The organism is Roseivirga sp. YIW32, assembly GCF_057219245.1.
Genome location: NZ_JBXVVG010000001.1, coordinates 1,624,230 through 1,648,691, shown reverse-complemented (window position 1 = coordinate 1,648,691; position 24,462 = coordinate 1,624,230). Strand labels below are relative to the sequence as shown.

Here is a 24,462-nt window from a genome sequence, read left to right as displayed (position 1 = left end):
GATTATTTCGTCTAATTCGCGATTTTAAGAGGTGCAAGTTTAATAATTTTTACGCAATTCCGATGCTTAAAATGACTTTTTAATTGTAATTTAGTCACAGTTTTTCAATATGAGACGAATCCAACGATATTTTGAATACCAAGCTTTTGGTGTTTGTACAAAACTTGGTGAAAAACTCAATCTTTCCACTTCGAGTATTCGTCTTTTCTTTATTTACGCGTCGTTTATCACCTTTGGATCTCCAGTGATCATTTATCTCGCCTTGGCTTGGGTGATTAACATCAGAAAACACTTAAGAAGGCAAAATCCCGTGTGGTTCAATTAAGTCCTGAGATCTTGTTTTTGTAGGCCTTGAATTCGTGTTTGTTCAGGATAAAATAATTCAACGCCAAGAGACCATGGAAATAGGGGCGTTTCGAATTGAACTTTACTGGACGTCTTTTGAGGTTTGATCTAAATTGACGGAAAAAGCCAAGATGTGCCCTCACAATAGCCAAGCCATGTTGTGGACCCGATTGGATGGAAAATTTCAAAATGGCACTCCAGTCCAATAACAATCGCAAAGGTAGTTTCCAGAGGAGTTGCCGACCCTTTTCATTTTTCAGCAACAGACTTAACCCATTCCGAAAGTTCAAGTAGGTTTTTTTAGGACTGCTTTTGTGAAGTGTACCACCTCCGAGATGGTAAACCTTGCTTGCGGGAACAACGGCTATTTCATAGCCTGCATTCCACATCCGCCAGCAAAGGTCGATTTCCTCCATGTGTGCAAAAAAGTGTTCATCCAATCCACCGATCTCTAGGTAAGCTTGTCGATCGATAAAAAGACAACTCCCTGATGCCCAGCTTATTTTGGTGATATCCTCATACTGCCCCTTATCCTCCTCCATGGTTTCAAAAATGCGGCCTCGGCAGAAAGGATATCCCATTGTGTCGAGAAACCCGCCGGCACCACCAGCGTATTCAAAGTGCGATCTTTGCTCGAGCGAGAGGATCTTGGGTTGTGCCGCTTTTACCGTTGGGTTTTCCTGTAAGTAAGTGAGAACGGGCCTGACCCAGTCTTCAGTGACCTCAACGTCCGTATTCAGCAGCACCACGTATCGGCTTTTGATGAGCTCAAGGGCTAGGTTATAACCTCCACAAAACCCATGGTTTGTTTCAAAACGAATCAGCTCTATTTGAGGATAATGCGTTGATAAAAACGCTACGGAATCATCGTCTGACCCATTATCGATCACGATGATGGGAAAGTCGGCACTGAATTGAATTACAGAAGGTAAGTACTTTTCGAGATGCGCTTTCCCATTGTAATTGAGTAAAGCAATGCTTAATTCATTCATTAGAACATGTTACCGAAATCCATTCCTGGAATGTTAGGCATGATGCCTTCTGTACTTTTTTTGATTTCTTCTTTAGCGCTGATATCGGCCTTTGCCATGGCATTGTTGATGGCGGCAACGGTAAGGTCCTGCACCATCTCTCTGTCGTCGCTGGTCATTAGGCTTTCGTCTATATCGATGGACACTACTTCCTTTTTACCATTGACCACAGCCTTGACCAACCCTGCTCCAGCCTCGCCTGTCTCTTTGATGTAAGCGAGATTGTCTTGGGCTTCCTTCATTTTGGCCTGCATCTCCTTCACTTTGCCCATCATTTTCATCATATCAAACATGCGCTTTCTTTTTTTGGGATAAAACTACCGAATTAATGTAACAGTTCCAGTGGTGATAAGTTTAAGACCGTTTTTCAAATACATGATCTTGTATTGATAGGTGCCAACCGGGGCTTCTTCACCATTCACATTTCCATCCCAACCTTGTGTTGGGTCATTCCCTTGGTAGACCAGAATGCCCCATTTATTGAAGATGAGTAGTTGAAAATCGGTAAAGACACCACTTCCAACTTCAAAGGTGTCATTAATGCCATCACCGTTAGGACTAAAGGCATTTGGAGCCATCAGCAGGCCGTCTAGTGGGATACAGGTTTCAAAACTTTGCAGCGATTGATTGCCACAAGCATCCGTGTAGCGAATCAAATAACAAGCTTCGGTCAGGTTGCCGGAAACGCCAAAATCTGTAAAATTCAAGCCATTGGTGGTGCCGATCGAATTAAAAAGGCCGGCTCCATCTTTACGGAACACCTCGATCTGATCAAAGGCAAAAGGTGGAGCAGCAAAGGTGAGTTCTATGTTGTTGTCTTCCAGAACTCCATCGGGAGCATTTGGAGCAGGTAGGTCTAAGTTTTCATTCTGAAAAGGAGATAAGGTGAGGCTCCTAACCAGAAGCGAGCCAATGGTCTTTTCCATGTAAAAAGCAGAAAGGTTTGCGCAATTCGAATAAGCTTCGGTTCTTGATCCGGATAAGTCTGGGGTAGAAAATAAGGTGGTCCCATTTTGAACAAAGTCCATGGGCGTTGCGGGCTCATTGGTTGTCCATGAGTAGATAACGTTGATGCTGTTGGTGATGTCTACCAATTGATAATCGAGGCCGATGGTCGAAGCTTGATTTGAAGGTTCTGCGCTGCCGCAAGGGTCAGAAGCGACAATTCGAAACGTGTAGCTTGCGTTGGCATTGTCGAAGGCGTTGTCTGAAATGGTGAGCTCATTCGGGTTTTGCGTAGGGTCTATGGATAGCATGTTTTGAAATCCACTACCAGTATTCAGTTGAAGGACATAATTGATGCTGGGATTAAGCCTTTCATAGCGCAGTACCATGGTATTGATGGATTCATTGACCAGTTCAGTAATGGAAGGAACAGGGATAATGTCTAGCGTGGTGATCCGCTGCGTGGGAGAGATGCCGCAGTTTACATCAACGCCATCGTTCAATTTACCGGAGACGGAGATGTCATAGTCACCTTGATTGGCGTAAGTGTAGGTTACCACAGTGCTTGCTCCGGTGCTGACTTCATTTGTTACAGTACCGTCACCAAAGTCGATTTCATAAGAGTCGTAGGGATCAGCAGCTGAGTTGATGGTTAGGGTGAGTTGGTTGCCCTCGCAGGAATTCACATTAACTTCTGGAGGAGTCGCTTCGATAACGTTAATCTCAATGTAATCAATAATGGGATTTGCCCCTGCAATGATTTGCACCAAATAATAGGTGCCAGGTGTATCATAAACATATCGGTCATTCGTTGTTTGATTAGCAGAATTGATGCATCCAGGTGTTACAGGGTCTGTGAAAAAGTCACTGGAGCAGTCATTCGGGTTAAAGGTATTGTCATAAAAGTAAAGCACCGTCCCTGTAACTCCTCCCAAAAGTACTTCTGTTTGAACTTCCAGAGGCCCACAACCGAAAACTGTATTGACTCTAAAATTGCCTCTTTCGCTAAGAACTTGGGCGGCGACATTTGGCGTAATGGCAAAGAGCATTACCATTACGGTCAGTTTTAAAAAAACTTGGTTATTAAAAGTTGATGCTACCCTTTTCATTGAAATCCTTATCGAACTAACGATAATTTGAACAGGAACTTATGAAAAAGATCACAAAGCCGACAATCTTATTGATCGGTAAAGTAGCCAATGAGTCCTTCCAAGCTATATGCCTCTTGTTTTCCGCTTTCCATATGCTTCAAAACAAAGGCCCCTTGCGCTATTTCTTCTGATCCTACCAACAATACATAAGGGATCTGTTTTTTGTTGGCATAGGTCATTTGCTTCTTCAGCTTGGTAGATTCTGGGAATATTTCTGTTTTAACCCCAGCTTTTCGGAGCGCGCTGAGTAAAGACAGTGCTACCTTTTCAGAAGTTTCATCAAAATTAGTGATCAGTAGGGTAGTGCTTTCTATGGCATGCTTCGGGAAAAGGTCTAGTTCTTCCAAGGTGTCGTAGATGCGATCGATCCCAAAAGAAACCCCAACCCCGGAGACATTGGGCAAACCAAAAATACCCGTTAAGTCATCGTATCGACCACCTGCTGTAATGGTACCCATCTGGATGGAAGTAGGTTTTACTTCATAGATCACACCGGTGTAGTAGGAGAGTCCCCGAGCCAAAGCGGGATCGAACACGAACCGGTCTTTTGGGATGTTGAGCGCCTCCATGTAGGCCAAGGTTTGCTTGACCTCTTCAATACCTTCTTTTCCAATGGAAGAGTCGCTGATCAATTGTGCAATGGTATCTAGCGCCTGATCGCTTTTTAGCGCGGCAAACAAGGATAGGGCACGTTCTTGGGTTACACCAATTCCTAGTAGTTCAGTAGTTACTTTTTCTTCCCCGATTTTGTCCAGCTTGTCTAGAATCGTGCAAAAAGATGTGAATTGATCCCTCACTTCACAACTTTCCGCCAGTCCTTCTAAGACCTTGCGGCTCGAGATCGATACGCGGTAATCCTTGAAATGTAGTCTTTCAAATACTTCATGGATTATGCCCATGAGCTCTGCTTCGCAGATCAACGATTGGGTACCGATCACGTCGGCATCACATTGGTAAAATTCCCGGTAGCGCCCTTTTTGCGGTCGATCGGCTCTCCAAACCGGTTGAATTTGGTAGCGCTTAAAAGGAAAAGCAATCTCATGTTGATGCATAACAACATGGCGAGCAAAAGGGACTGTTAGGTCGTACTTCAATCCTTTTTCTGCAATTTTTGGGGCCAATGCCTTGGCACCTTGTTCAAAGTCAGTGCTCGTTGTTTTTTTCAAGAAATCGCCTGAGTTCAGCACCCTATAAAGGAGTTGGTCTCCTTCCTCTCCGTATTTCCCGGTTAATACACTTAAATTTTCCATAGCAGGTGTCTCCAATGGCATGAAACCATAGTTGTTAAAGACGGCCTTGATGTGATCCAAAATGTAATTGCGCTTGTACATTTGGGACGGACCAAAATCTCTTGTGCCTTTTGGAAGTGCAGGTTTTTGGGACATAGGAAACGATTTACCGCAAATCTAAAGAATTGAATACGTATGACATCGGATATACGGCTGAATCTGTTGTAAAAATTAGAAATAAGTTCGAGGGAAAGTTTATTAAAATAAATTATGTCCTTATCTTTGCCGCTCAATTTACAAAAGGCCTAGGAAAATGGGAGTTACAAGATTAAAGAGAAAAGGGAGAAGAAATAAGCAAACAGCTAAGGCTAGAGTTGCTAGAATAAAATCATTGTCGTCTCAACCTGTTTTGAAAAACGTTGATGTAGAAGAATTAAAAGCATCATTCGTCAAAGAAGCGCCTAAGAAAGAAGCGAAGCCTAAAGCTGAGGTAAAAGAAGAGGCTCCAAAAGCACAAAAGAAAGCTGCCCCTAAGGCAGAAAAGACTGAAAAAGAAACAAAGAAAGCAGCTCCTAAGGCTGAGAAAAAAGAAGCTAAGCCAAAAGCAGAAAAAGTAGCAAAAGAGAAGAAGGCTGAGAAGAAGGAAGCTACAAAGGAAGAGGAGTAGGTAAATTGGCTTAACCATATAAAGCCCCTTTTATGGGGCTTTTTTTATGCCCTGCCTCTGCTGCCTAGTTCAATTACTTCGATATCCTGCAACTTGCTGTCCTTCACACTAAAACGAAGTAAGGTCCTTTTCTTATGGAAACCATGATGCCCAGCAGCCCCTGGATTGATGTAAAGTAAGTTGTATTTAGGGTCCCTTTCCACACGTAATATATGGCTATGTCCACAGATCAACACATCCGGCTGATGTGTTTTGATTAATTGATCGATGCCTTTGGCATAATTCCCAGGTCGGCCGGCAATGTGGATCATTAGGAGCTGAACTCCTTCTATCGTTTCAATGATGAATTCGGGAAGACTGCGTTGACGTACTGGTGTTTCGATATTACCAAACACGGCTTTTATAGGCTTGAAAGATTGTAGTTTTTCAAGAACGCCATTTTCGCCAATGTCTCCTGCATGCCAAATTTCATCAACACCGTCGAAGTATTTTTCAATCCTTTCGTCTAAAAAACCGTGTGTATCGGATAGCAGTCCAAGTTTGAGCATGTGTAATGATAGGCATTGGAAGCCTCGTAGAAAAATATAAATTTCCTTTTTAATATGAATGTATGTTTATATATTTGAGCAACCTATTGTTATGGAAGAAAAATTGGACCACAAAAGGGTTGAGAAAATAGCCTTTGTTCTCAAAACCATAGCTCACCCTATGCGTGTGGCCATCATCGATTTGTTGAATGCCAACGAAAAGATGAGCGTGAATGACATTACGGCTTATTTAGGCCTAGAGCAATCGCTAACTTCTCATCATTTGGCAAATATGAAAATGAAAGGCATTCTAGGCAGTAAGCGAGAGGGCAAAAACATTTTCTATTTTTTACGATTGAAGGAAGTGCCTGACATCATCAAGGTGTTGGAAGATGTTCAGGTGATGGTCTTTTAAAGATATCCCATGAGTTTATAGGTAGCTAAACCAGTCCATTCCTTTATTAGCAACTCCCATTTATTAATCGATTGAGCGCTCGGGAAGAAAAGATCATCGAAATTAGTGGTACTCCGATCCGATTGATATCCCGCTGGGAATTCGTCAAATGCAATCCCTTGTTTTTGAAGGCATAGAGAAGAACGCTTCATGTGGAAAGCAGATGTAATCAAAAGGTACTTTTGGTGTGGAAACTGCTCATTTAATATTTCTGCTGAGTTCACTGCATTTTCATAGGTATTGACTGCGCCAATTTCTGTTGTGATCACTGAGTCTGGAACACCCGCCATGGTTAAAAATGATTTCAAGCGAATAGCAGCATAAGACATGCCTTCTTGTGCAAAACCTACACCACCACTGATCAGGATGTGGTCAATCTTGCCATCATTATATAGTTGCAAGGTGTGGGTAATACGATCTGCTCCGGCATTAAAATACACGCGATCTCTAGGCGTTTTGCTTCCCTTCGTGATACCTGTGAAGACAATCCCAACATCATAATGTCCTACCTCAACCATTGGTATTGGCGCGGGTTCCCACCATAGCATCATTCGATTGGCAATGTACTGATTAGAGAAAAAGACCAGCATGGTGAGCCCGATAGCAAATGAAACCCTGCCTTTTCGTTTATTTTTTGTTACGGCCGAAAAGCCAAAAGCCACGATCATCCAAGTGATGGGGCGAATGAAAATGATCAGGAGCTTAGAAAGAATGAAAAACAATGGACTGCTTTTAAAAAAAAATTAATTGATTCGAATATACGCCCTTTTGAAGAAAAGTTGTGACAAATTGAGTGTCGATCAATGGTGAGCTGAGTACTTAATTTTTGTTAATTCTTTATGTTCATGCAACATTTTGAGCTATCTGATCATCTTTAGTACACCAGCATTCTTTACATGGGATACGAAGAATAGTTGGGAGTCATTTGATCAGTAGATTTATGCTAGGGCAGTCCAATGTATTTTTTGATGCGAGTCATCACAGCCAGAAAATCACCATCAATGGGATTATTTTCTACCTGGAGGAACAAGGCAAAAGAAGATTGCAAGAATTACGGACGAAGTTAAATGCAAGCGGAGAAGGGCTTTCGGATGAGCAGCTTGCCGAATTATTGTTGGCAAAGCTGAAGGAAGAGCAGACAGATGTAGTGTATGCAGCCATGGTTGAGGAAGTTCTTTTGCAACTAAGATGCTCTTAGCAGACCCTTTGCCGTTAAATTACCCAACGAAAGTTTCTAGGCTTATAATTAGGGTCAATTGACCACTGCCATACCGAGTTCATGCACTGCCATGGCATATAATGGACTATGATTATACCTGGTGATCACATAGAAATTGTAGAAGCCGAACCAATAATCATCATCAAGTTTGACCAAAGTGGCTTTGGGATCTCCAGTGATCGGATCTTCAGGCAAAATACCAATAGCGGTATACGCAGACAGTTGATTTTTAGGCCTTAAAGCCTGTTTATTCAAATTACTCACTTCTCTTGTAAAATTCGCTTTTGTGGTAACTGGCGCGCCCTTTTGCCAACGATGTACCTTGATGTAATTTGCAACACTGGCGATGGCATCTTCAGGAGAATTCATCAAATCTGCATTACCGCCTTCATCGTAACTTTTGGCATAAGCAATGTAAGAGCTGGGCATAAATTGGGAATAGCCCATGGCGCCGGCATATGAACCCTCGATGCTGTAAACGTCGAGTCCTTCTGTTTCAGCCAGGATCAAGAATTTTTCTAATTCTGACTTAAAGAATTTGGCTCTTTTCGGATAGCCAAAACCAAGGGTAAACAGTGCGTCCAGCACTTTGTAAGAACCTTTGATTCGACCATAGTAAGTTTCTACGCCAATAATGCCCAAAATGACCTCTGGGGGTACACCTGTTTCCATTGACACTCGTTCGATAGCTTCTTCATGGGTTTTCCAAAACTCCTTGCCTGCTTGAATGCGTTCTTCTTTGATGAAAATGTTACGGTATCTAGCCCATGTCATTGTGCCCTCTGCCGGTTTACTGATCTTATCAATGATCTCTTGTTGAAATTGTGCTTGATTGAGAATGTTGAGGACTTCTTCTGTTGGTTTACCGTGCTTCCGCTCAAATTCTTGTGCAAAAGATTGGAGGGCAAGTTCATCTACTTGAGCGAAGAGCCCAAAGGAAATGTTTAATAGAAAAAAGAAGAGAATTGACTTCATGTCCTGGTATTTGTTGTGAAGATATGCCGCATTTCGTAACGAAAAAATGCTTATTTGTTTTATGACCTTTAACGCGGAGGAGATCGAACACTTTAGGAAAGACACAGCGGGTACGTCGCGGGTCATTCATTTGAATAATGCCGGAGCGGCACTGCCCCCAAACGAGGTTCGAGATGTGGTGCTAGAGTATTTGAAAGAGGAAGCACTGGTTGGAGGATATGAGCTGAGTCGTCAGCGAAGCAAAGAGCTAGAAGAGACCTATGCCGTTATCGCCAAGTTGATTTCTGCGAAGCCTTCTGAAATTGCATTGGTAGAAAATGCAACCGCTGCTTGGCAAGCGGCATTCTATTCCATTGATTGGAAGCCCGGAGATGAACTGATCTGTAATCGATCCGATTATGCCAGCAATTACCTGTCTTACCTGCATCACCCGTCCAAGCCAAAAGTTCATGTCTTACCGAATGATCAGCAGGGAGATGTCGATCTTGAGGCATTGAAGAGTTCTATCGGACCGCGCACGAGGCTTGTATCGATCACACACATGCCGACAAACTCAGGTCAACTGGCACCTGCGGAGGAAATTGGAGTTTTATGCAAAGAAAAAGGGGTGTTTTATCTATTGGATGCATGTCAAACAGTAGGTCAATATCCTTTAGACGTAAATCAACTGCATTGTAATTTTTTATCTGCAACAGGTAGGAAGTATTTGCGCGGACCTCGTGGAACGGGATTCTTGTATGTCCGCGAGGCAACAATGCCCAAAATTCGTCCTTATGTGGTCGATCTGCACAGTGCCGAGTGGATTGGTGAAGCGGATTATGAGGTTAAAGCGAGTGCGCAGAAGTTTGAAAATTGGGAAGGCAATAGAGCAACCCAGCTTGGCTTAAAACAAGCCGCTGCTTATGCCATGCACATTGGTGTGCCTAAGATATGGCAACGAATCACTGAGTTGGCTGCATACACCAGAATCAAGATGGCAGATTTGCCCCATGTATCCTGTCATGATCTTGGCACTCAGTTGGGTGGTATTGTTTCCTTTACCGTTCGAGGGTATTCGGCCGATGCAGTAATGCAAGCCTTGGCGCAACAGCGCATCAATGTGAGTTGGAACGGGCGCTCAAATACCTATCTGGACATGACTGAAAAGGGGCTGGAAGAGATTGTTCGATGTTCTGTTCATTATTATAACACAGAAGAAGAGATCGATCAATTCATCGATGCGCTAAAGAAGTTTGGCAAGTAGCTCCTTTAGTATTTTTGCTGCCACCATTCCTGTGCCACCATTTAGGTCTCTCCTTGGATTATACTCCACCAGGTCCATTCCAACGATATCCAATGCTAAGGACTGAAGAATGTCGAGCACCTCGCGCGTACTATAACCGCCAGGTTCATGATGCGACACGCCAGGTGCAAATGCCGGATCTAACACATCCAGATCGAAGCTCAGGTATACCGGGCCTGTTAATTCTAGACCTTTGAGCTGGTTACGCTGATTCATGGTGTTGACGGTAACGCCGAATTTTTCTGCCTGTTCTGCTTGATGTTGTGTTAACGTACGTATGCCGACCTGTGTAAGCTGTTGTGCGTAGCCGTTTTCCATGATGCGTGCAAATGGGCAGGCATGAGAATAGGGGTTTCCATCCAGTTCGTCATACAAGTCACCATGCGCATCAAAATGGAGAATACTCAATGCAGGATACTTTTTTTGCATTCCTTTTAGAATGGGGTAGCTAATGGAATGATCGCCGCCAAGTGAAACTGGAATGGCTCCACGCCTTAAAATTGATTCAATGGGTTGATGAAAATCATGGTAGTTTGAGTGGTCTATGAGACCACACCATTTGATACGAGAATGCCCGTTAAGGTCGTGAAGTGCTTCAGTATAAAAATTTGCTGAATCACTCTCCAGGCTGGAAATGATCAATTCCGGGCCTTCTGCAGGTCCTCTGAGGAAAGAAGAATGCGCATCAAAAGGATAACCGATGATCGCAATGTCATTTGGCTTAAGTTCATCGATTTGAGCTCGCTGAAGTGCCATTAACCCTTCCAGTTATCGCGTAGCGTGACGGTTCGATTGAAAACGAGCCGTTCTTCAGTGCTATCCCTATCAACTATGAAATACCCTTGTCTTTCGAATTGAAATTGATCACCCACTTTGGCCTCCTTTAAACTTGGCTCAAGTAGGGCATTGCTGATAATTTGCAAGGAATCTGGGTTTAGGTGATTCATGAAATCATCATCGATGGTATTCAGGTTTTCAGTTTTGAACAATCGATCGTATAACCTGATTTCGGCTTTAACGGCATGCTGAGCGGCAACCCAACCGAGTGTTCCTTTGACTTTTTTACCGCTCGTGTCCTGTCCACTCTTTGTTTCAGGATCATATTCGCAATAGATTTCACCGACTTCTCCGTTCTCGTCTTCTTTAAAACCTGTGCATTTGACAATGTATCCGTATTTCAAGCGTACTTCCCGGTCTGGTCCTAAGCGATACCATTTGCGTGGAGAGGGAGGGTCTTTCTTGAAATCTTCCTGCTCTATGTAAAGCTCACGAGAAAACGGCATGTCACGAGTGCCAGCCGATTCGTCTTCGGGATTATTCACCGCCTGCATGATCTCAACTTTATCCTCAGGCCAATTGGTGATGATGAGTTTTACCGGGTTTTGAATTCCAAATACGCGGTTGGCTGTTTTGTTGAGGTCCTCCCTGACCGCATGCTCCAATAGTGCCACATCGGTAATGCCGTCTCTACGAGCTACCCCAATTTTATGTGCGAAACTCTTGATCGAAGCAGGGGTGAACCCGCGACGTCTTAAGGCAGAAATAGTCGGCATGCGAGGGTCATCCCAGCCACTGACCTTACCCTCTTCCACCAATTGAAGTAGCTTTCTTTTACTTACGATGGTGTAGCTCAGGTTTAAACGAGCAAATTCAGTTTGTTCGGAAGGAAAAATCTCCAATTGCTCAATGAACCAATCGTAAAGAGGTTTATGGTCTCTGAATTCTAGCGTACAAAGACTATACGTCACCTGCTCAATAGAATCTGATTGTCCATGAGCGAAGTCATAATTTGGGTAAATGCACCATTGGTCTCCTGAGCGGTGATGCTTCACTTTTTTGATTCGGTAAATGATCGGATCGCGCATGTGCATGTTAGGGGAATCCATGTCGATTTTGGCGCGCAATACACAAGCGCCTTCATCGAATTCCCCATTCTTCATTTTTTCGAAGTCTTTGAGGTTCTCTTCTATCGATCGATTGCGGTAAGGACTCGGGATGCCGGGAGAAGAAGGAGTGGTTTTCCCTGCACTGATTTCCTCTGCCGATTGATGATCGACGTAGGCCAACCCCTTATTAATGAGTTTGATCGCGTAATCATAGAGAGTTTGGAAATAGTCGGAGGTGAAAAGGGGTTCTTCACCATAATCATATCCTAACCATTTAATGTCGCTAATGATGGAGTCGACGTACTCTTGGCTTTCTTTTACCGGGTTAGTGTCATCAAAGCGAAGGTTGCACTTCCCCTTGTATTTTTCTGCGAGACCAAAATTTAACACTATAGACTTTGCATGCCCGATATGCAGGTAACCATTCGGTTCAGGAGGGAAACGGGTTTGAACGAAGGAGTTCTTGCCAGAAGCCAGATCTTTCTCGATCATTTGTTCAATAAAATTCAAAGATGTCTTTTCCGTTTCGCTCATTGCCTTGCCTTTATGCTGCAATTTTAGTGAAAAGCAATGATTCGACCGATAAGGGGAAAATTTCTTTTTGGGAAATCCTCAGGAATTGCTTTGATAAAAGGGGGGTAAAGGTGAGAAATGTGGACAACTTTGTGGACAAACCTGTGGATAACACTGTGTATGAAGAGGTGGGAAACTTGTTGAAAACTAGGGAGTTAGAAAGTTTGCCTGTAAAGTTATGTAAACTACCTTAGAGATACCAAGTGAGGGATAAAGTGCTGAAACTTAGTTTCAGTCTCTCTTCGGGGGAAGCTCGAAAAAATGTCGTGAAAGACCAGTATGAATATATTGGTTGAAACGGTGGACACAATAGTGTGCTAGGTATCGGTTCTCCGATGCCGTGCCATTCGAACGTATCAGGGACTTCGTTTGGTTATGATCGCTCGTGAAAGGGAGTAGTCAGAGACGTTTTAAACGCTTTTTATTAAGTGATTAGGACAGAAGCACATTGATCGACAGCATTAAGTTGTTGATTCAAAATCTATTTTGATTGTGTCGATCGCAAAGCTTCGGCTTTTGGTAATTCTTCGGAATTGCAATGTAAAGACTAGACTTTCGGGTTTGGGTTTTACATTCGATCAGCTCGTCAGAGACAAATCGCAAGCTGCATACCTTGAATACGTGCTGTGCACATTCATCGAGCGAAGCTGAAAAGAGATAGCACAAACCGAAATGACGTAGTCGTGGAGGGGAGTAAAGTGCTGAACAGTAACTTGGCATGCTGCTGTGATCTAATCATGGCAGGATGAGTGGGGGCGAGCAATCGTCCCCCGCTTTTGTTATTTGGGGGTATTTGAAAAAATACTGAAAAAGACCGCTGGGGAGCGGTCTTTTTTTTGACTAATCGGAAACCTTTTCTATTGTTGGTCGTTGTATAGCTGAAGAATGTAACAGTAATACTATCATTAATAGGTTTATTACCCTAATAAATGTTACTACAGATAAAGATCAGTGAAAAGATCTTCTTAAGAGATCCTCAAGAAACAGAACTCGGTCGGCGGATCATCAGTACCTCCATTGCTATGATCGATGAGATGGGACTCGAATCCTTCACATTTAAGAAATTATCAAAGCAGATGGATTCGACAGAGGCTTCGATCTATCGTTATTTTGAAAATAAGCACAGCTTGTTGGTCTACCTGATCGCTTGGTATTGGCATTGGCTTGAGTATCGTCTGACCTATTCCATTAATAACATTGACGACCCCAAAGAGCGACTAAAGACTGTCGTTAAGCTGATCACAGAAGAAAAACACTATGACAAGCTCTTTGAGAATGTTGATGAAAATGCCCTACAGCGTATTGTGATCAATGAGTCGGACAAGACCTTTTTGAATAAGAACGTAGACGAGTATAATCGCAGCGGAGCTTTTTTGGCCTTTAAGTCCCTTTGTGACCGCATTGCAGAAATCATTCACGAAATTAATCCCAAGTATCAGTATGCACATACTTTGGCTAGTACGGCTTTAGAGGCTGCACACCATCAGATATTCTTTTATGATCATCTGCCTCGATTGACAGATCATCATAAGTTTGGGAACGACCCTTACCAGCAAAACTTTGAATTCATTCTTGAAATGATCATGAAAACCATTAGCAAGTAGAAATGAATAGCCAGCAGATAGCCAACGTCATCAAAAATGTCACCTTGCTTCTCGGTGAAAACTTAGAGGAAGCCCTGTATCAGGGCTTAAGTGCAACACAGAGAGAATATACAGTCGACGAAATTTTTGAATTCAAAAGAGATCTTATTGAAGAGGCCAATACCGTGAAATTGGTTCTCCTCGATCAACCCATGCCCAAAGATGAGCTGAAAGAGTTATTACTTTCCATTGCAATTCCATTGGTAGCATTTCGCTACACGAAAGATGGTTTTGCCCCCGTTGTGATCTCAAAGGGGAAAAAGGATACATTCAATATTGTTCAATTTAGCGACCGGACGACGGAAGACCTTTCGCTAGAGGATCTGGAAGATTCTTTGATCTTGAATGAAGATGGTGAATTGCTACTGATGGGCGCTTTCAGCTACAAAAGCTTGGTTTCTGATCATGAAGACAATGATACTCCCATCCAACTCACGCCAGTTGCTCGATTGATCAGGTTATTGGGTGCAGAAAAGAAGGACATTTTTTATGTCTTCGTTTATGCGGCCTTTGTGGGTATCGTTTCGCTAACCTTGCCTTTGGGTATCCAAGCGACTGTTGAGCTTATTTCCGGCGGTGTAGTCTTTAGCTCGATTTACTTGCTCATCACCTTGGTTCTAATTGGTGTACTTGCCGCTGGGGGCTTACAGATCATGCAAATTACCATCGTCGAGTATTTGCAGCGACGGATCTTTACCAAAGCCGCTCTTGAGTTCACCTTTAGGATTCCTAGACTAAAACATGAGGCGCTGTCTAAATTGTACGTGCCTGAATTGGTGAACAGGTTCTTTGATGTACTGACCATTCAGAAAGGACTCCCTAAGTTGTTAGGGGACTTAATGTCGGGTGTGATTCAGATCTTGTTTGGTCTCTTACTTCTCTCGTTCTACCACCCATTCTTTGTCTTTTTTGGCTTGGTCTTGGTGTTGACCTTACTTCTCATTTTTAGGTTAACAGGTCCAAAAGGATTGAAGTCTTCGATAAAGGAATCAAAGTTCAAATACAAAGTGGTCTATTGGTTAGAAGAGTTGGCCAGAACACTCAATTCCTTTAAGATCTCTGGAAACAGTTCATTACCGCTTAAGAAGACCGAATACAATGTGAATAACTACTTGATCAACAGGAAGGTCCACTTTAAGGTCTTGGTCTCGCAGTACTTTTACATCATTCTTTTCAAGGCAGCGATTACAGGAGGTTTATTGATCATTGGTACAAACCTGGTCGTCGGAAGAGAGATTACGTTGGGGCAATTTGTTGCCTCAGAAGTCATCATCATTTTGATCTTGAATTCAGTAGAAAAGATCATCACCTACATGGATGTGGTCTATGACATGCTCACGGCTGTTGATAAGATCAGTCAAGTCACGGACCTTCCACTCGAGAAGGCAGGTGGTATTGATTTGGCCGACACGAAGGAGGAGAAAGGGTTTCAAGTGGAGATCAAAGACTTATCCTACGTTTATCCGGACTCAAAGGTCAAGGTCTTAAAGAACATCAATTTAAGCTTCGGTTGTGGAGATAAGGTTTGTATTGTCGGTGGGAACAATGCTGGTAAAACTACCCTCACACGGACCATATCTGGTCTACACCAAGATTATGAGGGAATAATCACCGTCAATGGATATAGCATGAGAGACCTTGATTTGACCAATTTGAGGGATAAGGTAGCCAAGAATATTTCGGAAGAGGACCTTTTTGAAGGCACCATTCTAGATAACATCACCATTGGTAAACCATCGGTTACCACGAAAGAAGCGGCTGAAGTGTTGCAAGCTGTCGGTCTGTCAGATCAGGTTAACATGTTGCCAAACGGCATGAAATCCGAGATCATAGGGGGTGGGAAAGGGTATTCTTCTTCCTTCATTAATAAGCTCATCTTGGCAAGGTGTCTGGTGAAAAAGCCACGATTGATGATCTTAAATGATTTTTTCACCATGTTTCAGCGATCAGAGAAGGAGCGCTTGATCGACCTTGTCATTGATAAAAGTCCTTGTACCTTGATTGCCGTAAGCAACGATCCTCAAGTGATGTCAGCGTGTAATCGTGTGGTGATCCTGAATGATGGCAGCATCACAGCAGAGGGTACTTTTGAAGAGTTACTGAAAAAAGGTTTGTTGAACGATTTAATAAAGGTTTAAGACATGTTGAATATTTCTGAAAATTCAATTAGGTCCCAGGTAAAGGAAAAGAGCCTTTTGTTTCGGACACTGAAAACGCCGGATTCCGGTAAAACCGTTGCCAGAATCCTGCTATCGGTTACCTTTTTGTTCTTCGTCTTGTTATTCCTGCCTTGGCAGCAGAACATTCGCGGAACCGGTAATCTGACAGCATTTTCTCCAGGAGAACGACCTCAATCCGTTGAGACGGCCATCGCTGGTAGAATAAGCGCATGGCATATCACAGAAGGTGACTACGTCAATCAAGGCGATACCATTTTGACGCTCGCGGAGATCAAGGACAAGTTTTTCGATCCAGAATTATTGTCCAGAACTCAACAAATGATCGATGCAAAAGAGGATGGGATCAGTGCCAAAGAGAATAAGGTGCAAAGTTTGCGAGATCAGATCGATGCCTTAGAAAAGTTGATGGCTGCCAAAATACAGCAGGCTGAGAATAAACTGCTTCAAGCACGTTTTAAATTGACCTCTGACAGCATCGACTACGAAGCGGCAAAGGTCCAATTCGCGAACCAGAAGAATATTTTTGAGCGTAATCAAAAGCTTTACGAGGCCGGTAACATTGCAACTACCAAGATTCAAGAAACAGAATCTAAATTTCAAGAAGCTAAAATGAAGGTGGTAAGCGCTGAGAACAAATACCTCGAAACGCAAACAGAGTTGATCAATGTTGAGGTAAGTATTTCAGCGACAGCATCAGAATACATGGAGAAAATCAGCAAAGCACAGAGTGACTTGAATAGTACGCTGTCTGATATTTTCGCTTCGCAAGCTGATTTGACAAAAATGCGCAATGAGCTGACCAATTTGACCATTCGAAACGAGCAGTACCAATTGGTGGCTCCGCAGGCGGGTTACGTCGTCCGCGCCTTGAAGGCCGGTATTGGAGAAACGATCAAGGAGGGAGAATCCGTCGCTCAGATCATGCCCCAAAACCCTGAGATGGCCGTTGAGATGTATGTGAATGCTATGGATGTGCCACTGATCGCCCCTGGAAGAGAGGTCCGAATAGAGTTTGATGGATGGCCGGCCCTCCAGTTTTCGGGTTGGCCAAATGTATCGGTTGGAACGTTTGGAGGAATCGTTCGTGTGATCGATCGAGTCAACAGTAAAGGAGGAAAGTTCAGGATCTTAGTTACACCACACCCGAATGACGAACCGTGGCCGGAGCAACTCAGAATGGGCTCAGGAACGAAAGGATGGGTGATGCTCGAGGATGTGCCTGTGTGGTACGAGATCTGGAGACAGTTGAATGGATTCCCTCCAAGTCTTTATGATGCTCCTGGAGAGGATGAGTCAAAGGCGATGAAAAATGATAAAATGGAGGCTAAGAAATGAGACGTCTCATCTATATGATCGGCTTCTTAACGGCTTTTCTTCAACTGAGGGGACAAGGTATTGAGATCAAGTCGATCGATGACATCTTGAAACCAGTAGATTCTTTGGAGTATTTTACCATTGAGGATTTTGCTTCGTTGATCATTGCCAATCACCCCATTGTCCGTCAGGCACAATTGATGACTGACAATGCCTTACAGGAAGTCCGTTTGGCACGTGGCGCTTTTGATCCGAAACTCTCTGCGATGTGGGATGTCAAGCGGTTCGATGACAAGAATTACTGGAACAAACTACAAAGTGAGTTAAAGATTCCTGTTTGGTTTCCCATCGACCCGAAAGTCTCTTTTAATAGGGCAGAGGGACAGTTCTTAAATCCTGAAAACACCATACCAGAAGCCGATGATTTTATGCAGATCACTGCTGGTGTTAGTCTTCCAATTGGTAGAGGCTTGTTCATCGATCAGCGAAGGGCAGATGTGCAACAAGCGGAGCTTTTTACGCAATTGACAGATGCTGAACGCCTGAAAATGATCAACAAAGTATTGCTAGAGGCGACCAAAGCCTACTGGACATGGTACTTTCATTATTCTGACTACCGATTGGTCGATGAAAGTTTAAAGATCAGTGAAGAGATCTACCGTCGTGTGAGGGTAAATTATGAATTTGGAGAAGCAGCTGTTGTGGATACGGTACAGGCTGCCATCACCTACCAAAATCGATTCAGTGAAAGACAAGAGGCGTTGATCAATTTCAAAAGAGCCTCTTTGATCCTGAGCAATTTTCTTTGGAGTCAAGAGATGATCCCATTGGAAATAGGGGATGCCCTAGTCCCCAATCTCGAAGTGAATGCACTGCGTTTTGAGGAGATTCCGATGGACTCTTTAATCACACAGGCGCTTACACAGCATCCGGAATTGAGGAAGTTGGGCTTTAAATTGGACCAGCTCGACGTGCAAGAGCGATTGGCTAAGGAAAACCTGAAACCTCGCATCGACCTGAATTATAACTTTATTAATGCGCCCATATCACCCAATGGGAATTCGACGGGCCTTAATTTTACGGATAATTACAAGTTCGGTGTCGCTCTGGAGTTTCCGCTTTTCTTAAGAAAAGAGCGAGCGAAGCTACGACAGACTCAGATCAAGATTGGTCAGACCAATTTTGAACGAGACCTTAAACAACAAGAGGTCATCAATGGAATTCAGGCCGCTTATTTCGATTTAAGTAATTCTCAGCAGATGATCCGTGTGATCGAAGGGGCGGTAAATAACTACAAAGTGCTGTTAGATGCTGAATTGCTTAATCTTGAGCTTGGAGAAAGTGACCTATTCAAAGCTAATTTTCAGCAAGACAAATTGCTTGAGGCACAGATCAAATTGCAAAAGATCAAAGCAGAAGTTGAAAAGGCCAGGGCTGAACTCTATTGGGCTGCCGGATTTGAATATCTTAAATTTGCGCCTCCATTGGAAGAATCAATTGAGTCGAATTAAGTATCTTTGCGAAATAGAAATTCAATTATGGAAAGACAGCAAGTAACAGCCAAAAGATCATTAACCCAGGAAACCGAAGATTTACTCAATAGCCAGATACAAAAAGAAGCCTCCTCATCCGCTTCTTATTTATCAATGGCCTCATGGTGTGAAATGACTGGTTATGAGAATTCAGCCGAATTCTTATACATGCATTCTGAAGAAGAAAGAGGCCACATGCTCAAGCTTTTCCATTACATCAATGAGGCAGGTGGACATGCTATTCAGCCTGAAATCACCAACATCAAGCACCACTACAATTCACTGCGTGAGGTTTTTGAAGAAATTTTGCAGCATGAGATCGCAGTTACGAACTCCATTAACGAGATCGTAAACCACTGCTACAATATCAAAGATTTTACCACCATGAACTTCTTGAATTGGTTCGTCGAAGAACAGAGAGAAGAAGAGACTTTGGCGAGAAGAGCCGTTGAACTGTTTGATTTGATCGGTGAAGATGGTGTCGGTTTGTGGACCATCGATAAAGAGATCTTAAACCTTGGTAAAGAGGCCGCAAAGAATGAGGCCTAGTAGCTCTGAACGACTTTAACAAAAAAAGGCATCCCTAGGGATGCCTTTTTTTGTTGCCCACCTGATGAATGTCATGATCTTTTGTAACAATTGTGACAATATTGACAGCCAAAAATCGCTAGCATTAACAGAACAAACAAAGGTGTTATGTCAAACCATCATCAAATCATCATCATTGGAGGCGGAACAGCCGGAATCATGGTTGCCGCCCAGCTCAAAAGAGCCAATAAATCATTGAAAATTGGGCTGATCGAACCAGCCGATACGCACTACTACCAGCCGGCATGGACCTTAGTGGGTGCGAATACCTATGACTTCGATAAAACCGCACGACCTATGGCTTCATTGATTCCAGAAGGTGTTACGTGGATAAAAGAGTATGCTGATCAGTTCGATCCAGAGAATAATGCGGTGAAAACTAAAGAAGGCAATTCATACACTTATGACTTTTTGGTCGCAGCTCCAGGGATAAAATTAGACCCTAGTTTGATTGAGGGGTTGCCGGAAGCACTAGATAAAGGAGTAGTCTGTAGCAACTACACAGACCCTAAGCATACTTGGAATGTGCTAAAGAATTTTAAAGGAGGAAATGCTGTTTTTACCCAGCCCACCACACCTATTAAATGTGGAGGTGCGCCGCAAAAGATCATGTATCTGGCAGCTGATTATTTCAAGAGAAATGGACTTTTAGATAAAACTAACGTCATCTTTGGGACTCCAGGTACAATCATATTTGGTGTGCCTGAGGTGGCCAAAACACTGACAGAGGTTTGTGAACGATACGGCATTCATTTCCAACCTTTTTATGCTCCTGTAAAAATTGATGGTGAGAAGAATGAGGTTACGTTTAAAGTAATGAACCTTGAGAAGGGGGATTTGAGCTTTGCTGAAAAAGAGGGAATCAATGCAAGGAAAGAAGGTGAAGACCACATCGTTATTCCTTTTGATATGCTCCATTTGGCTCCTCCTCAAACGGCTCCTGATTTTGTGAAAAAATCGGATTTGTCCAATGAGGCGGGCTGGTTAGATGTAAATATTGAAACCTTGCAGCATGTCAAATACCCCAATATTTTTGGACTTGGCGATGCCGCTGGGCTACCGACTGCCAAAACGGGTGCCGCAATCCGAAAGCAAGCCCCTATTGTTGTTGCGAATATCCTAAAGCTGATGGAACAACAGACCATCACTGACATGAAATACAATGGCTATTCATCGTGTCCTTTGGTGACAGGATATGGAAAAATGGTCTTGGCCGAGTTCGATTACAACAATAACTTTACGCCAGACCCGCAACTGAAAAAAATGCTGGTATTTGATTCCTACAAAGAACATTGGAGGCTGTGGATGCTGAAAAAATATATGCTTCCTTATCTTTATTGGAATAAAATGATGAAAGGAAAACCTGTCTAGCGGTTTTCAAAAAGAAGCTTATGGAAGATCAGATTAAGCAAGTGTTGCAATCGGAACATCTTGAAAATGCATTGATTGAAGAGATTGTCCAATCCGGTAGGTTAATGAAAGTGCGCGAGGGGCAACTGTTGATCTCTCCCGGTTCGGAGGCCTCCCAAATGCCGATGGTGATCTCTGGCACTCTACGGGTGATGCGCGAGGATAGCGAGGGACGGGAGATTTTTCTCTACTACTTGGAAGGTGGAGATGCTTGTGCGATGAGTATCTCTTGTTGCATGGGGTCACAGATCAGTGAATTCAAGGTAATTGCCGAAACGGAGGCTGTCATCTGGATGGTGCCTATGCAAAACATCGATACTTGGATGGTCAAATACCGTAGCTTCAGAAAGTTTATTTTTGATTCCTATCACGACCGTTTCGATGAAATGTTAAACACCATAGACAGCATTGCGTTCATGAACATGGATCAGCGATTGATGAAGTATTTGCTCGATAAAAAGCAAAGCTCTGGTTCGTTCGTCATCAATAAGACCCATGAAAAAATTGCCCAAGAATTGAATACGTCAAGGGTTGTGGTTTCCCGGTTGCTCAAAAAACTCGAAAAAGAGGAGCGTATTGAATTGCACCGTAACCGAATTGAGGTACTTTAATTCAGCATCCTTTACCAAGTATCTTCTGGTAGATGCTGAATTGTTGAAGGCTTAGGTTTTTCATACGGTTTTTATTGGTGGAGTTCTTAAAGCCATGTAGAGTTAGATTCTGTTTGTCTTACTGGCTCATATCACGATCTCCTTTCCCTTTTTTATCTCTTTTTGTTGAAGAATCAACAAATGGAAAACCGTGAGAAAAGGTTTAGCGCTTTGCAACGCCCCTAATCAACCCTTCCTTTATTCTGCGCGGAAAACAAGCCTGACACTCCTTTTTACGTCTTGGTGAGTGTCATGATGAATCATAAAAGTTATACCAATTATTAGAAATCTATAAAGAGAATTGCTGTTCGTATCAAAAAATACAGCATTTGGCTGAAGCCATGATTTATTGAATATATTTATGTACACATAAATACGATTTGCTGCAATGTCGGACATTGATGGATTAATGAATTTTTGGGAAGAACTAAAAGAGCGAAACGTAGTAAAAGTGTTCATCTTTTATTGCGTAGCGAGTTGGGCGATCATCCAGTTTGTTGATGTCATGTCTAATACTTTTGAGTTGACCACGGGCTTTAAAAGAGTGGTGTACATTTCACTGGGGGTTGGTTTACCCATTGCGGTCATCGCAGCGTGGATCTTTGAGCTAACAACCGAAGGCTTTAAAAAGACCGACCAGGTTCCTGAAGGTAAATTCACAAAAAGAACGGGCAAGATCCTGAATCAAGGCATTACAGTGGTTTTGGGGGTTGCAGTGATCTTACTTCTTGTCGATCGGCAGTTTGGAAGTGGATCCGAAGCACCTGTGCTCTCAGAAACAGATGCGATTGCTGTTTATCCAATAAAGCTAGTCGGTGATCTCGATGATAACTATAAATATGGTATTCAGGGATAGATCAATAACCAGCTCAATTTGATTCCTGATCTCAATGCAGCGGACAATGATTTGTTGCTCAATGAAATCAATCAGGAAGGTTTGGATATCATCACCATTGCGGATGCAGCCAAGATCTCGAGTGCCATCGGGGCTAATCGGTCAGTTTTGGGTACCATGTCTGTTTTTGGCGATCGGCTAGAGTTTACGCTGAATACCTACGATGTCACAGGAGCTCCGTTGGGTGAACCTATTATAGAGAATGGAAAGGAAAGGAGACTACTACGACATTGTGATGAAGTCCTCACAACGATTGGCGGCTGAAGAGCTCAATCGCAAAGGGAAGACCTTTAATAGTAGTGCCATCATGACGGCACAGAACCCTGACGCGATTCCACCCTACATTGAGAGTACAATTTCTATTAAAGAAGGTAATTATGAACGTGCGCTAGAAAAAATAAGAGAATCTATCGATAAAGACTCCACATTTATTCTGGCTTATGCCAAGTATCTGGAAATCGCGGGTTGGCTACAACTGGGACTTGATCAAGAGATTAGGAAGAATGAATACCTACCTAATCTCTACAGGCTTCAGGAACTAAGTAGTGAAATGTCAAGTGGAAAATTAGGAGAGATTGTACAGGCCAAAATTGAGTTTGAAAAATCAGATATCCGTGCAGAACGAAACTTTAATCGACTTTTAAATAAGTATGGCGAATCAAGCGAAATTCTCATGGGAATGGCAGAATCTGTATTTCATCATAGAGAATTAGAGGCTCGCGATGTGACAGAAGCCAAAGATTACCTTACGCGATTATTGGCAATAGATTCGACCAACAAAGAGGTACTACTACATTTGATTGATATCGCAATTATCGAAGAAAATGTGGATGAGGCAGAAGGTTATATTATGTTACTCGAGGGAACAGGTACTCAAGATCTTAACAGAGAGTTTCAGATTTTGAATATAAAGGATGAGGTGACCGACGAAGAGCTCTTAAAAGTGGCTAATCAAATTGATGTGGATGAGTTCTATTTCAAAGTAACCCCTGCAATGAAGCAAGTCAATGGACTAGAGTTAATTGACCGGATGATGAAGCTAGATCCCATCCTAGAAGAATATACTAATTTTTACTTGAGAGCTAAATTTTCTTCCACTGGAAGACATGCTTTACTTGTTGAGGATGTTTTTGATGAGTACTTAGAAGGTTATTTCACTAACGAAATCTACACGCTTTTTCTAGCAGATGGGCATCCTGATCTTAGATTCTTTGAAGGGAAAGAAAACTTGATAATCGAAAGCATGAATTTTTACTTGGAAAGTCCTGACATAGAACTGGATTTTAAATTGGTCTTTCAGTATATCCAAGGTTTAATGTATTTGGCAAGTGGTGATGATTCGGGCTTTTATACCAGAACTAATGCTCTACTAAGTTATTTTGATGACAATACATATTCAAATGTGGGCTCGGTTTCAGAGTTTTCGAGACTTCTTTATTACAATTTGAAGAGTTTTGAGACTTATTATAAAAAAGAGTACCAAGTCTCTCTCGAGTATATTGATTCGGCCGTTACGGAGATTAGGGAAATTGACCGCAACATTGCCGTAAACTTTTCACGAACTCGTAATCTCTTCAAGGCAGACAATTATAGATTATTAGGAGAATTTGAAAAGGCAAAAGGCGTTTATAAAAACTTGGCAGAAACACGGTATCCTTCCGACGGTACCAACGGGTCGGCAACAAATGGTGCTACCTGGGGCTATTTGGTTTATCGTTTAGCACAGATGCATGATCAACTTGGTGAAAAACAAGATGCCATCAAGTACTACAGTATTTTTGCAGATGCCTACCAAGAGTCAGACGATAAGTACCAGGATTGGGTAAATGAATCGTATAAAAGACTGTCCGTTTTGTCAGGTACTCCTGAGCAAGAACTACGATCGAGGTCAGATGTTCTGGAATAATGGGGGGTTGAATCTTTGTAACAATCGTTACCTTGATTATGTGTTTAATCGGATACCTTT

At 42.7% G+C, this 24,462-nt stretch carries 24 protein-coding genes; 15 read left to right on the top strand and 9 right to left on the bottom strand.

Features of this window, described 5'->3' with window-relative positions; genetic code table 11:
- Window positions 1–109: 109 nt before the first annotated feature.
- Complete coding sequence (locus AC2D6U_RS07985; RefSeq protein WP_484720427.1) at window positions 110–325, top strand: PspC domain-containing protein; 216 nt, start codon at window positions 110–112, stop codon at window positions 323–325.
- Here the strand turns inward: AC2D6U_RS07985 and AC2D6U_RS07980 are convergent.
- The 4 genes from AC2D6U_RS07980 to hisS all read right to left on the bottom strand — a co-directional run bounded on the left by AC2D6U_RS07980 (window position 318) and on the right by hisS (window position 4,857).
- Window positions 318–1,337, bottom strand: a complete 1,020-nt coding sequence (locus AC2D6U_RS07980) for a glycosyltransferase family 2 protein (protein ID WP_484720426.1) — start codon at window positions 1,335–1,337, stop codon at window positions 318–320. The two genes, AC2D6U_RS07985 and AC2D6U_RS07980, sit on opposite strands and share 8 nt — an antisense overlap.
- The gene (locus AC2D6U_RS07975) at window positions 1,337–1,669 is read right to left on the bottom strand and encodes a YbaB/EbfC family nucleoid-associated protein (RefSeq protein WP_484720425.1); all 333 of its coding nucleotides are present in this window, start codon (window positions 1,667–1,669) and stop codon (window positions 1,337–1,339) included. The genes AC2D6U_RS07980 and AC2D6U_RS07975 overlap by 1 nt, the downstream gene beginning before the upstream one ends.
- 24 nt (window positions 1,670–1,693) lie before the next feature.
- A complete protein-coding gene (locus AC2D6U_RS07970; RefSeq protein WP_484720424.1) occupies window positions 1,694–3,430 on the bottom strand; it encodes a T9SS type B sorting domain-containing protein in 1,737 nt (578 codons plus the stop codon).
- A 68-nt stretch (window positions 3,431–3,498) separates the two neighbouring features.
- Window positions 3,499–4,857, bottom strand: a complete 1,359-nt coding sequence (hisS, locus tag AC2D6U_RS07965; RefSeq protein WP_484720423.1) for a histidine--tRNA ligase — start codon at window positions 4,855–4,857, stop codon at window positions 3,499–3,501.
- A gap of 157 nt (window positions 4,858–5,014) precedes the next feature.
- On the opposite strand from hisS, the gene AC2D6U_RS07960 reads away from it, so the two are divergent.
- Complete coding sequence (locus tag AC2D6U_RS07960) at window positions 5,015–5,368, top strand: hypothetical protein (protein ID WP_484720422.1); 354 nt, start codon at window positions 5,015–5,017, stop codon at window positions 5,366–5,368.
- Window positions 5,369–5,412: 44 nt separating this feature from the next.
- On the opposite strand, the gene AC2D6U_RS07955 is transcribed toward AC2D6U_RS07960, so the two are convergent.
- Window positions 5,413–5,916, bottom strand: a complete 504-nt coding sequence (locus AC2D6U_RS07955) for a metallophosphoesterase family protein (RefSeq protein ID WP_484720421.1) — start codon at window positions 5,914–5,916, stop codon at window positions 5,413–5,415.
- A 91-nt stretch (window positions 5,917–6,007) separates the two neighbouring features.
- Between AC2D6U_RS07955 and AC2D6U_RS07950 the strand changes: the two genes are divergently transcribed.
- Window positions 6,008–6,310: an ArsR/SmtB family transcription factor gene (locus AC2D6U_RS07950; protein ID WP_484720420.1), complete on the top strand. Its 303-nt coding sequence runs from the start codon at window positions 6,008–6,010 to the stop codon at window positions 6,308–6,310.
- Here AC2D6U_RS07950 and AC2D6U_RS07945 read toward each other — a convergent pair.
- A complete protein-coding gene (locus AC2D6U_RS07945; RefSeq protein WP_484720419.1) occupies window positions 6,307–7,071 on the bottom strand; it encodes a YdcF family protein in 765 nt (254 codons plus the stop codon). The two genes, AC2D6U_RS07950 and AC2D6U_RS07945, sit on opposite strands and share 4 nt — an antisense overlap.
- A 203-nt stretch (window positions 7,072–7,274) precedes the next feature.
- Between AC2D6U_RS07945 and AC2D6U_RS07940 the strand changes: the two genes are divergently transcribed.
- A complete protein-coding gene (locus AC2D6U_RS07940; RefSeq protein WP_484720418.1) occupies window positions 7,275–7,547 on the top strand; it encodes a hypothetical protein in 273 nt (90 codons plus the stop codon).
- Window positions 7,548–7,601: 54 nt separating this feature from the next.
- Here the strand turns inward: AC2D6U_RS07940 and mltB are convergent, their stop codons facing one another.
- Window positions 7,602–8,543, bottom strand: a complete 942-nt coding sequence (gene mltB / locus AC2D6U_RS07935) for a lytic murein transglycosylase B (protein ID WP_484720417.1) — start codon at window positions 8,541–8,543, stop codon at window positions 7,602–7,604.
- A 61-nt stretch (window positions 8,544–8,604) separates the two neighbouring features.
- Between mltB and AC2D6U_RS07930 the strand changes: the two genes are divergently transcribed.
- Window positions 8,605–9,786 (top strand): aminotransferase class V-fold PLP-dependent enzyme, encoded by a 1,182-nt coding sequence (locus AC2D6U_RS07930; RefSeq protein ID WP_484720416.1) that lies wholly within the window; start codon window positions 8,605–8,607, stop codon window positions 9,784–9,786.
- On the opposite strand, the gene speB is transcribed toward AC2D6U_RS07930, so the two are convergent.
- Both speB and AC2D6U_RS07920 read right to left on the bottom strand, forming a co-directional pair.
- The gene (gene speB, locus AC2D6U_RS07925) at window positions 9,766–10,581 is read right to left on the bottom strand and encodes an agmatinase (protein WP_484720415.1); all 816 of its coding nucleotides are present in this window, start codon (window positions 10,579–10,581) and stop codon (window positions 9,766–9,768) included. The genes AC2D6U_RS07930 and speB overlap by 21 nt on opposite strands.
- On the bottom strand, window positions 10,581–12,245 hold the full coding sequence (locus AC2D6U_RS07920; protein ID WP_484720414.1) for a glutamine--tRNA ligase/YqeY domain fusion protein: 1,665 nt from the start codon (window positions 12,243–12,245) through the stop codon (window positions 10,581–10,583). Before AC2D6U_RS07920 ends, speB begins: the two co-directional genes overlap by 1 nt.
- Before the next feature lie 968 nt (window positions 12,246–13,213).
- Between AC2D6U_RS07920 and AC2D6U_RS07915 the strand changes: the two genes are divergently transcribed.
- The 10 genes from AC2D6U_RS07915 to AC2D6U_RS07870 all read left to right on the top strand — a co-directional run bounded on the left by AC2D6U_RS07915 (window position 13,214) and on the right by AC2D6U_RS07870 (window position 24,402).
- Entirely contained in the window at window positions 13,214–13,888 is a 675-nt protein-coding gene (locus AC2D6U_RS07915; RefSeq protein ID WP_484720413.1) for a TetR/AcrR family transcriptional regulator, read from the top strand.
- A 2-nt stretch (window positions 13,889–13,890) separates the two neighbouring features.
- On the top strand, window positions 13,891–16,065 hold the full coding sequence (locus AC2D6U_RS07910) for a peptidase domain-containing ABC transporter (RefSeq protein WP_484720412.1): 2,175 nt from the start codon (window positions 13,891–13,893) through the stop codon (window positions 16,063–16,065).
- 57 nt (window positions 16,066–16,122) lie between these two features.
- The gene (locus AC2D6U_RS07905; protein WP_484720411.1) at window positions 16,123–17,442 is read left to right on the top strand and encodes an HlyD family secretion protein; all 1,320 of its coding nucleotides are present in this window, start codon (window positions 16,123–16,125) and stop codon (window positions 17,440–17,442) included.
- The gene (locus tag AC2D6U_RS07900) at window positions 17,439–18,932 is read left to right on the top strand and encodes a TolC family protein (RefSeq protein ID WP_484720410.1); all 1,494 of its coding nucleotides are present in this window, start codon (window positions 17,439–17,441) and stop codon (window positions 18,930–18,932) included. Before AC2D6U_RS07905 ends, AC2D6U_RS07900 begins: the two co-directional genes overlap by 4 nt.
- 27 nt (window positions 18,933–18,959) lie before the next feature.
- Window positions 18,960–19,502, top strand: a complete 543-nt coding sequence (locus tag AC2D6U_RS07895) for a ferritin (protein ID WP_484720409.1) — start codon at window positions 18,960–18,962, stop codon at window positions 19,500–19,502.
- A 147-nt stretch (window positions 19,503–19,649) separates the two neighbouring features.
- A complete protein-coding gene (locus AC2D6U_RS07890; protein WP_484720408.1) occupies window positions 19,650–20,912 on the top strand; it encodes an NAD(P)/FAD-dependent oxidoreductase in 1,263 nt (420 codons plus the stop codon).
- A gap of 20 nt (window positions 20,913–20,932) precedes the next feature.
- Complete coding sequence (locus AC2D6U_RS07885) at window positions 20,933–21,562, top strand: Crp/Fnr family transcriptional regulator (RefSeq protein ID WP_484720407.1); 630 nt, start codon at window positions 20,933–20,935, stop codon at window positions 21,560–21,562.
- Window positions 21,563–21,989: 427 nt separating this feature from the next.
- Complete coding sequence (locus tag AC2D6U_RS07880; protein WP_484720406.1) at window positions 21,990–22,457, top strand: hypothetical protein; 468 nt, start codon at window positions 21,990–21,992, stop codon at window positions 22,455–22,457.
- Between the two features lie 18 nt (window positions 22,458–22,475).
- Entirely contained in the window at window positions 22,476–22,760 is a 285-nt protein-coding gene (locus AC2D6U_RS07875; protein ID WP_484720405.1) for a hypothetical protein, read from the top strand.
- Window positions 22,699–24,402 carry a tetratricopeptide repeat protein gene (locus tag AC2D6U_RS07870; RefSeq protein WP_484720404.1) on the top strand — a complete coding sequence of 568 codons (1,704 nt, stop codon included), beginning with the start codon at window positions 22,699–22,701 and terminating at the stop codon, window positions 24,400–24,402. Before AC2D6U_RS07875 ends, AC2D6U_RS07870 begins: the two co-directional genes overlap by 62 nt.
- Window positions 24,403–24,462 lie beyond the last annotated feature (60 nt).

What these genes read in the sequence shown, in the direction of transcription:
- AC2D6U_RS07915 (WP_484720413.1), top strand. Translation starts at nt 13,214, where the DNA reads ATGTTACTACAGATAAAGATCAGTGAAAAGATCTTCTTAAGAGATCCT.
- AC2D6U_RS07960 (WP_484720422.1), top strand. Translation starts at nt 5,015, where the DNA reads ATGGGAGTTACAAGATTAAAGAGAAAAGGGAGAAGAAATAAGCAAACA.
- AC2D6U_RS07970 (WP_484720424.1), bottom strand. Translation starts at nt 3,430, where the DNA reads ATGAAAAGGGTAGCATCAACTTTTAATAACCAAGTTTTTTTAAAACTG.
- AC2D6U_RS07975 (WP_484720425.1), bottom strand. Translation starts at nt 1,669, where the DNA reads ATGTTTGATATGATGAAAATGATGGGCAAAGTGAAGGAGATGCAGGCC.
- AC2D6U_RS07930 (WP_484720416.1), top strand. Translation starts at nt 8,605, where the DNA reads ATGACCTTTAACGCGGAGGAGATCGAACACTTTAGGAAAGACACAGCG.
- AC2D6U_RS07980 (WP_484720426.1), bottom strand. Translation starts at nt 1,337, where the DNA reads ATGAATGAATTAAGCATTGCTTTACTCAATTACAATGGGAAAGCGCAT.
- AC2D6U_RS07950 (WP_484720420.1), top strand. Translation starts at nt 6,008, where the DNA reads ATGGAAGAAAAATTGGACCACAAAAGGGTTGAGAAAATAGCCTTTGTT.
- hisS (WP_484720423.1), bottom strand. Translation starts at nt 4,857, where the DNA reads ATGTCCCAAAAACCTGCACTTCCAAAAGGCACAAGAGATTTTGGTCCG.
- AC2D6U_RS07895 (WP_484720409.1), top strand. Translation starts at nt 18,960, where the DNA reads ATGGAAAGACAGCAAGTAACAGCCAAAAGATCATTAACCCAGGAAACC.
- AC2D6U_RS07885 (WP_484720407.1), top strand. Translation starts at nt 20,933, where the DNA reads ATGGAAGATCAGATTAAGCAAGTGTTGCAATCGGAACATCTTGAAAAT.
- AC2D6U_RS07890 (WP_484720408.1), top strand. Translation starts at nt 19,650, where the DNA reads ATGTCAAACCATCATCAAATCATCATCATTGGAGGCGGAACAGCCGGA.
- speB (WP_484720415.1), bottom strand. Translation starts at nt 10,581, where the DNA reads ATGGCACTTCAGCGAGCTCAAATCGATGAACTTAAGCCAAATGACATT.
- AC2D6U_RS07870 (WP_484720404.1), top strand. Translation starts at nt 22,699, where the DNA reads ATGGAAAGGAAAGGAGACTACTACGACATTGTGATGAAGTCCTCACAA.
- AC2D6U_RS07880 (WP_484720406.1), top strand. Translation starts at nt 21,990, where the DNA reads ATGTCGGACATTGATGGATTAATGAATTTTTGGGAAGAACTAAAAGAG.
- AC2D6U_RS07955 (WP_484720421.1), bottom strand. Translation starts at nt 5,916, where the DNA reads ATGCTCAAACTTGGACTGCTATCCGATACACACGGTTTTTTAGACGAA.
- AC2D6U_RS07910 (WP_484720412.1), top strand. Translation starts at nt 13,891, where the DNA reads ATGAATAGCCAGCAGATAGCCAACGTCATCAAAAATGTCACCTTGCTT.
- mltB (WP_484720417.1), bottom strand. Translation starts at nt 8,543, where the DNA reads ATGAAGTCAATTCTCTTCTTTTTTCTATTAAACATTTCCTTTGGGCTC.
- AC2D6U_RS07985 (WP_484720427.1), top strand. Translation starts at nt 110, where the DNA reads ATGAGACGAATCCAACGATATTTTGAATACCAAGCTTTTGGTGTTTGT.
- AC2D6U_RS07920 (WP_484720414.1), bottom strand. Translation starts at nt 12,245, where the DNA reads ATGAGCGAAACGGAAAAGACATCTTTGAATTTTATTGAACAAATGATC.
- AC2D6U_RS07900 (WP_484720410.1), top strand. Translation starts at nt 17,439, where the DNA reads ATGAGACGTCTCATCTATATGATCGGCTTCTTAACGGCTTTTCTTCAA.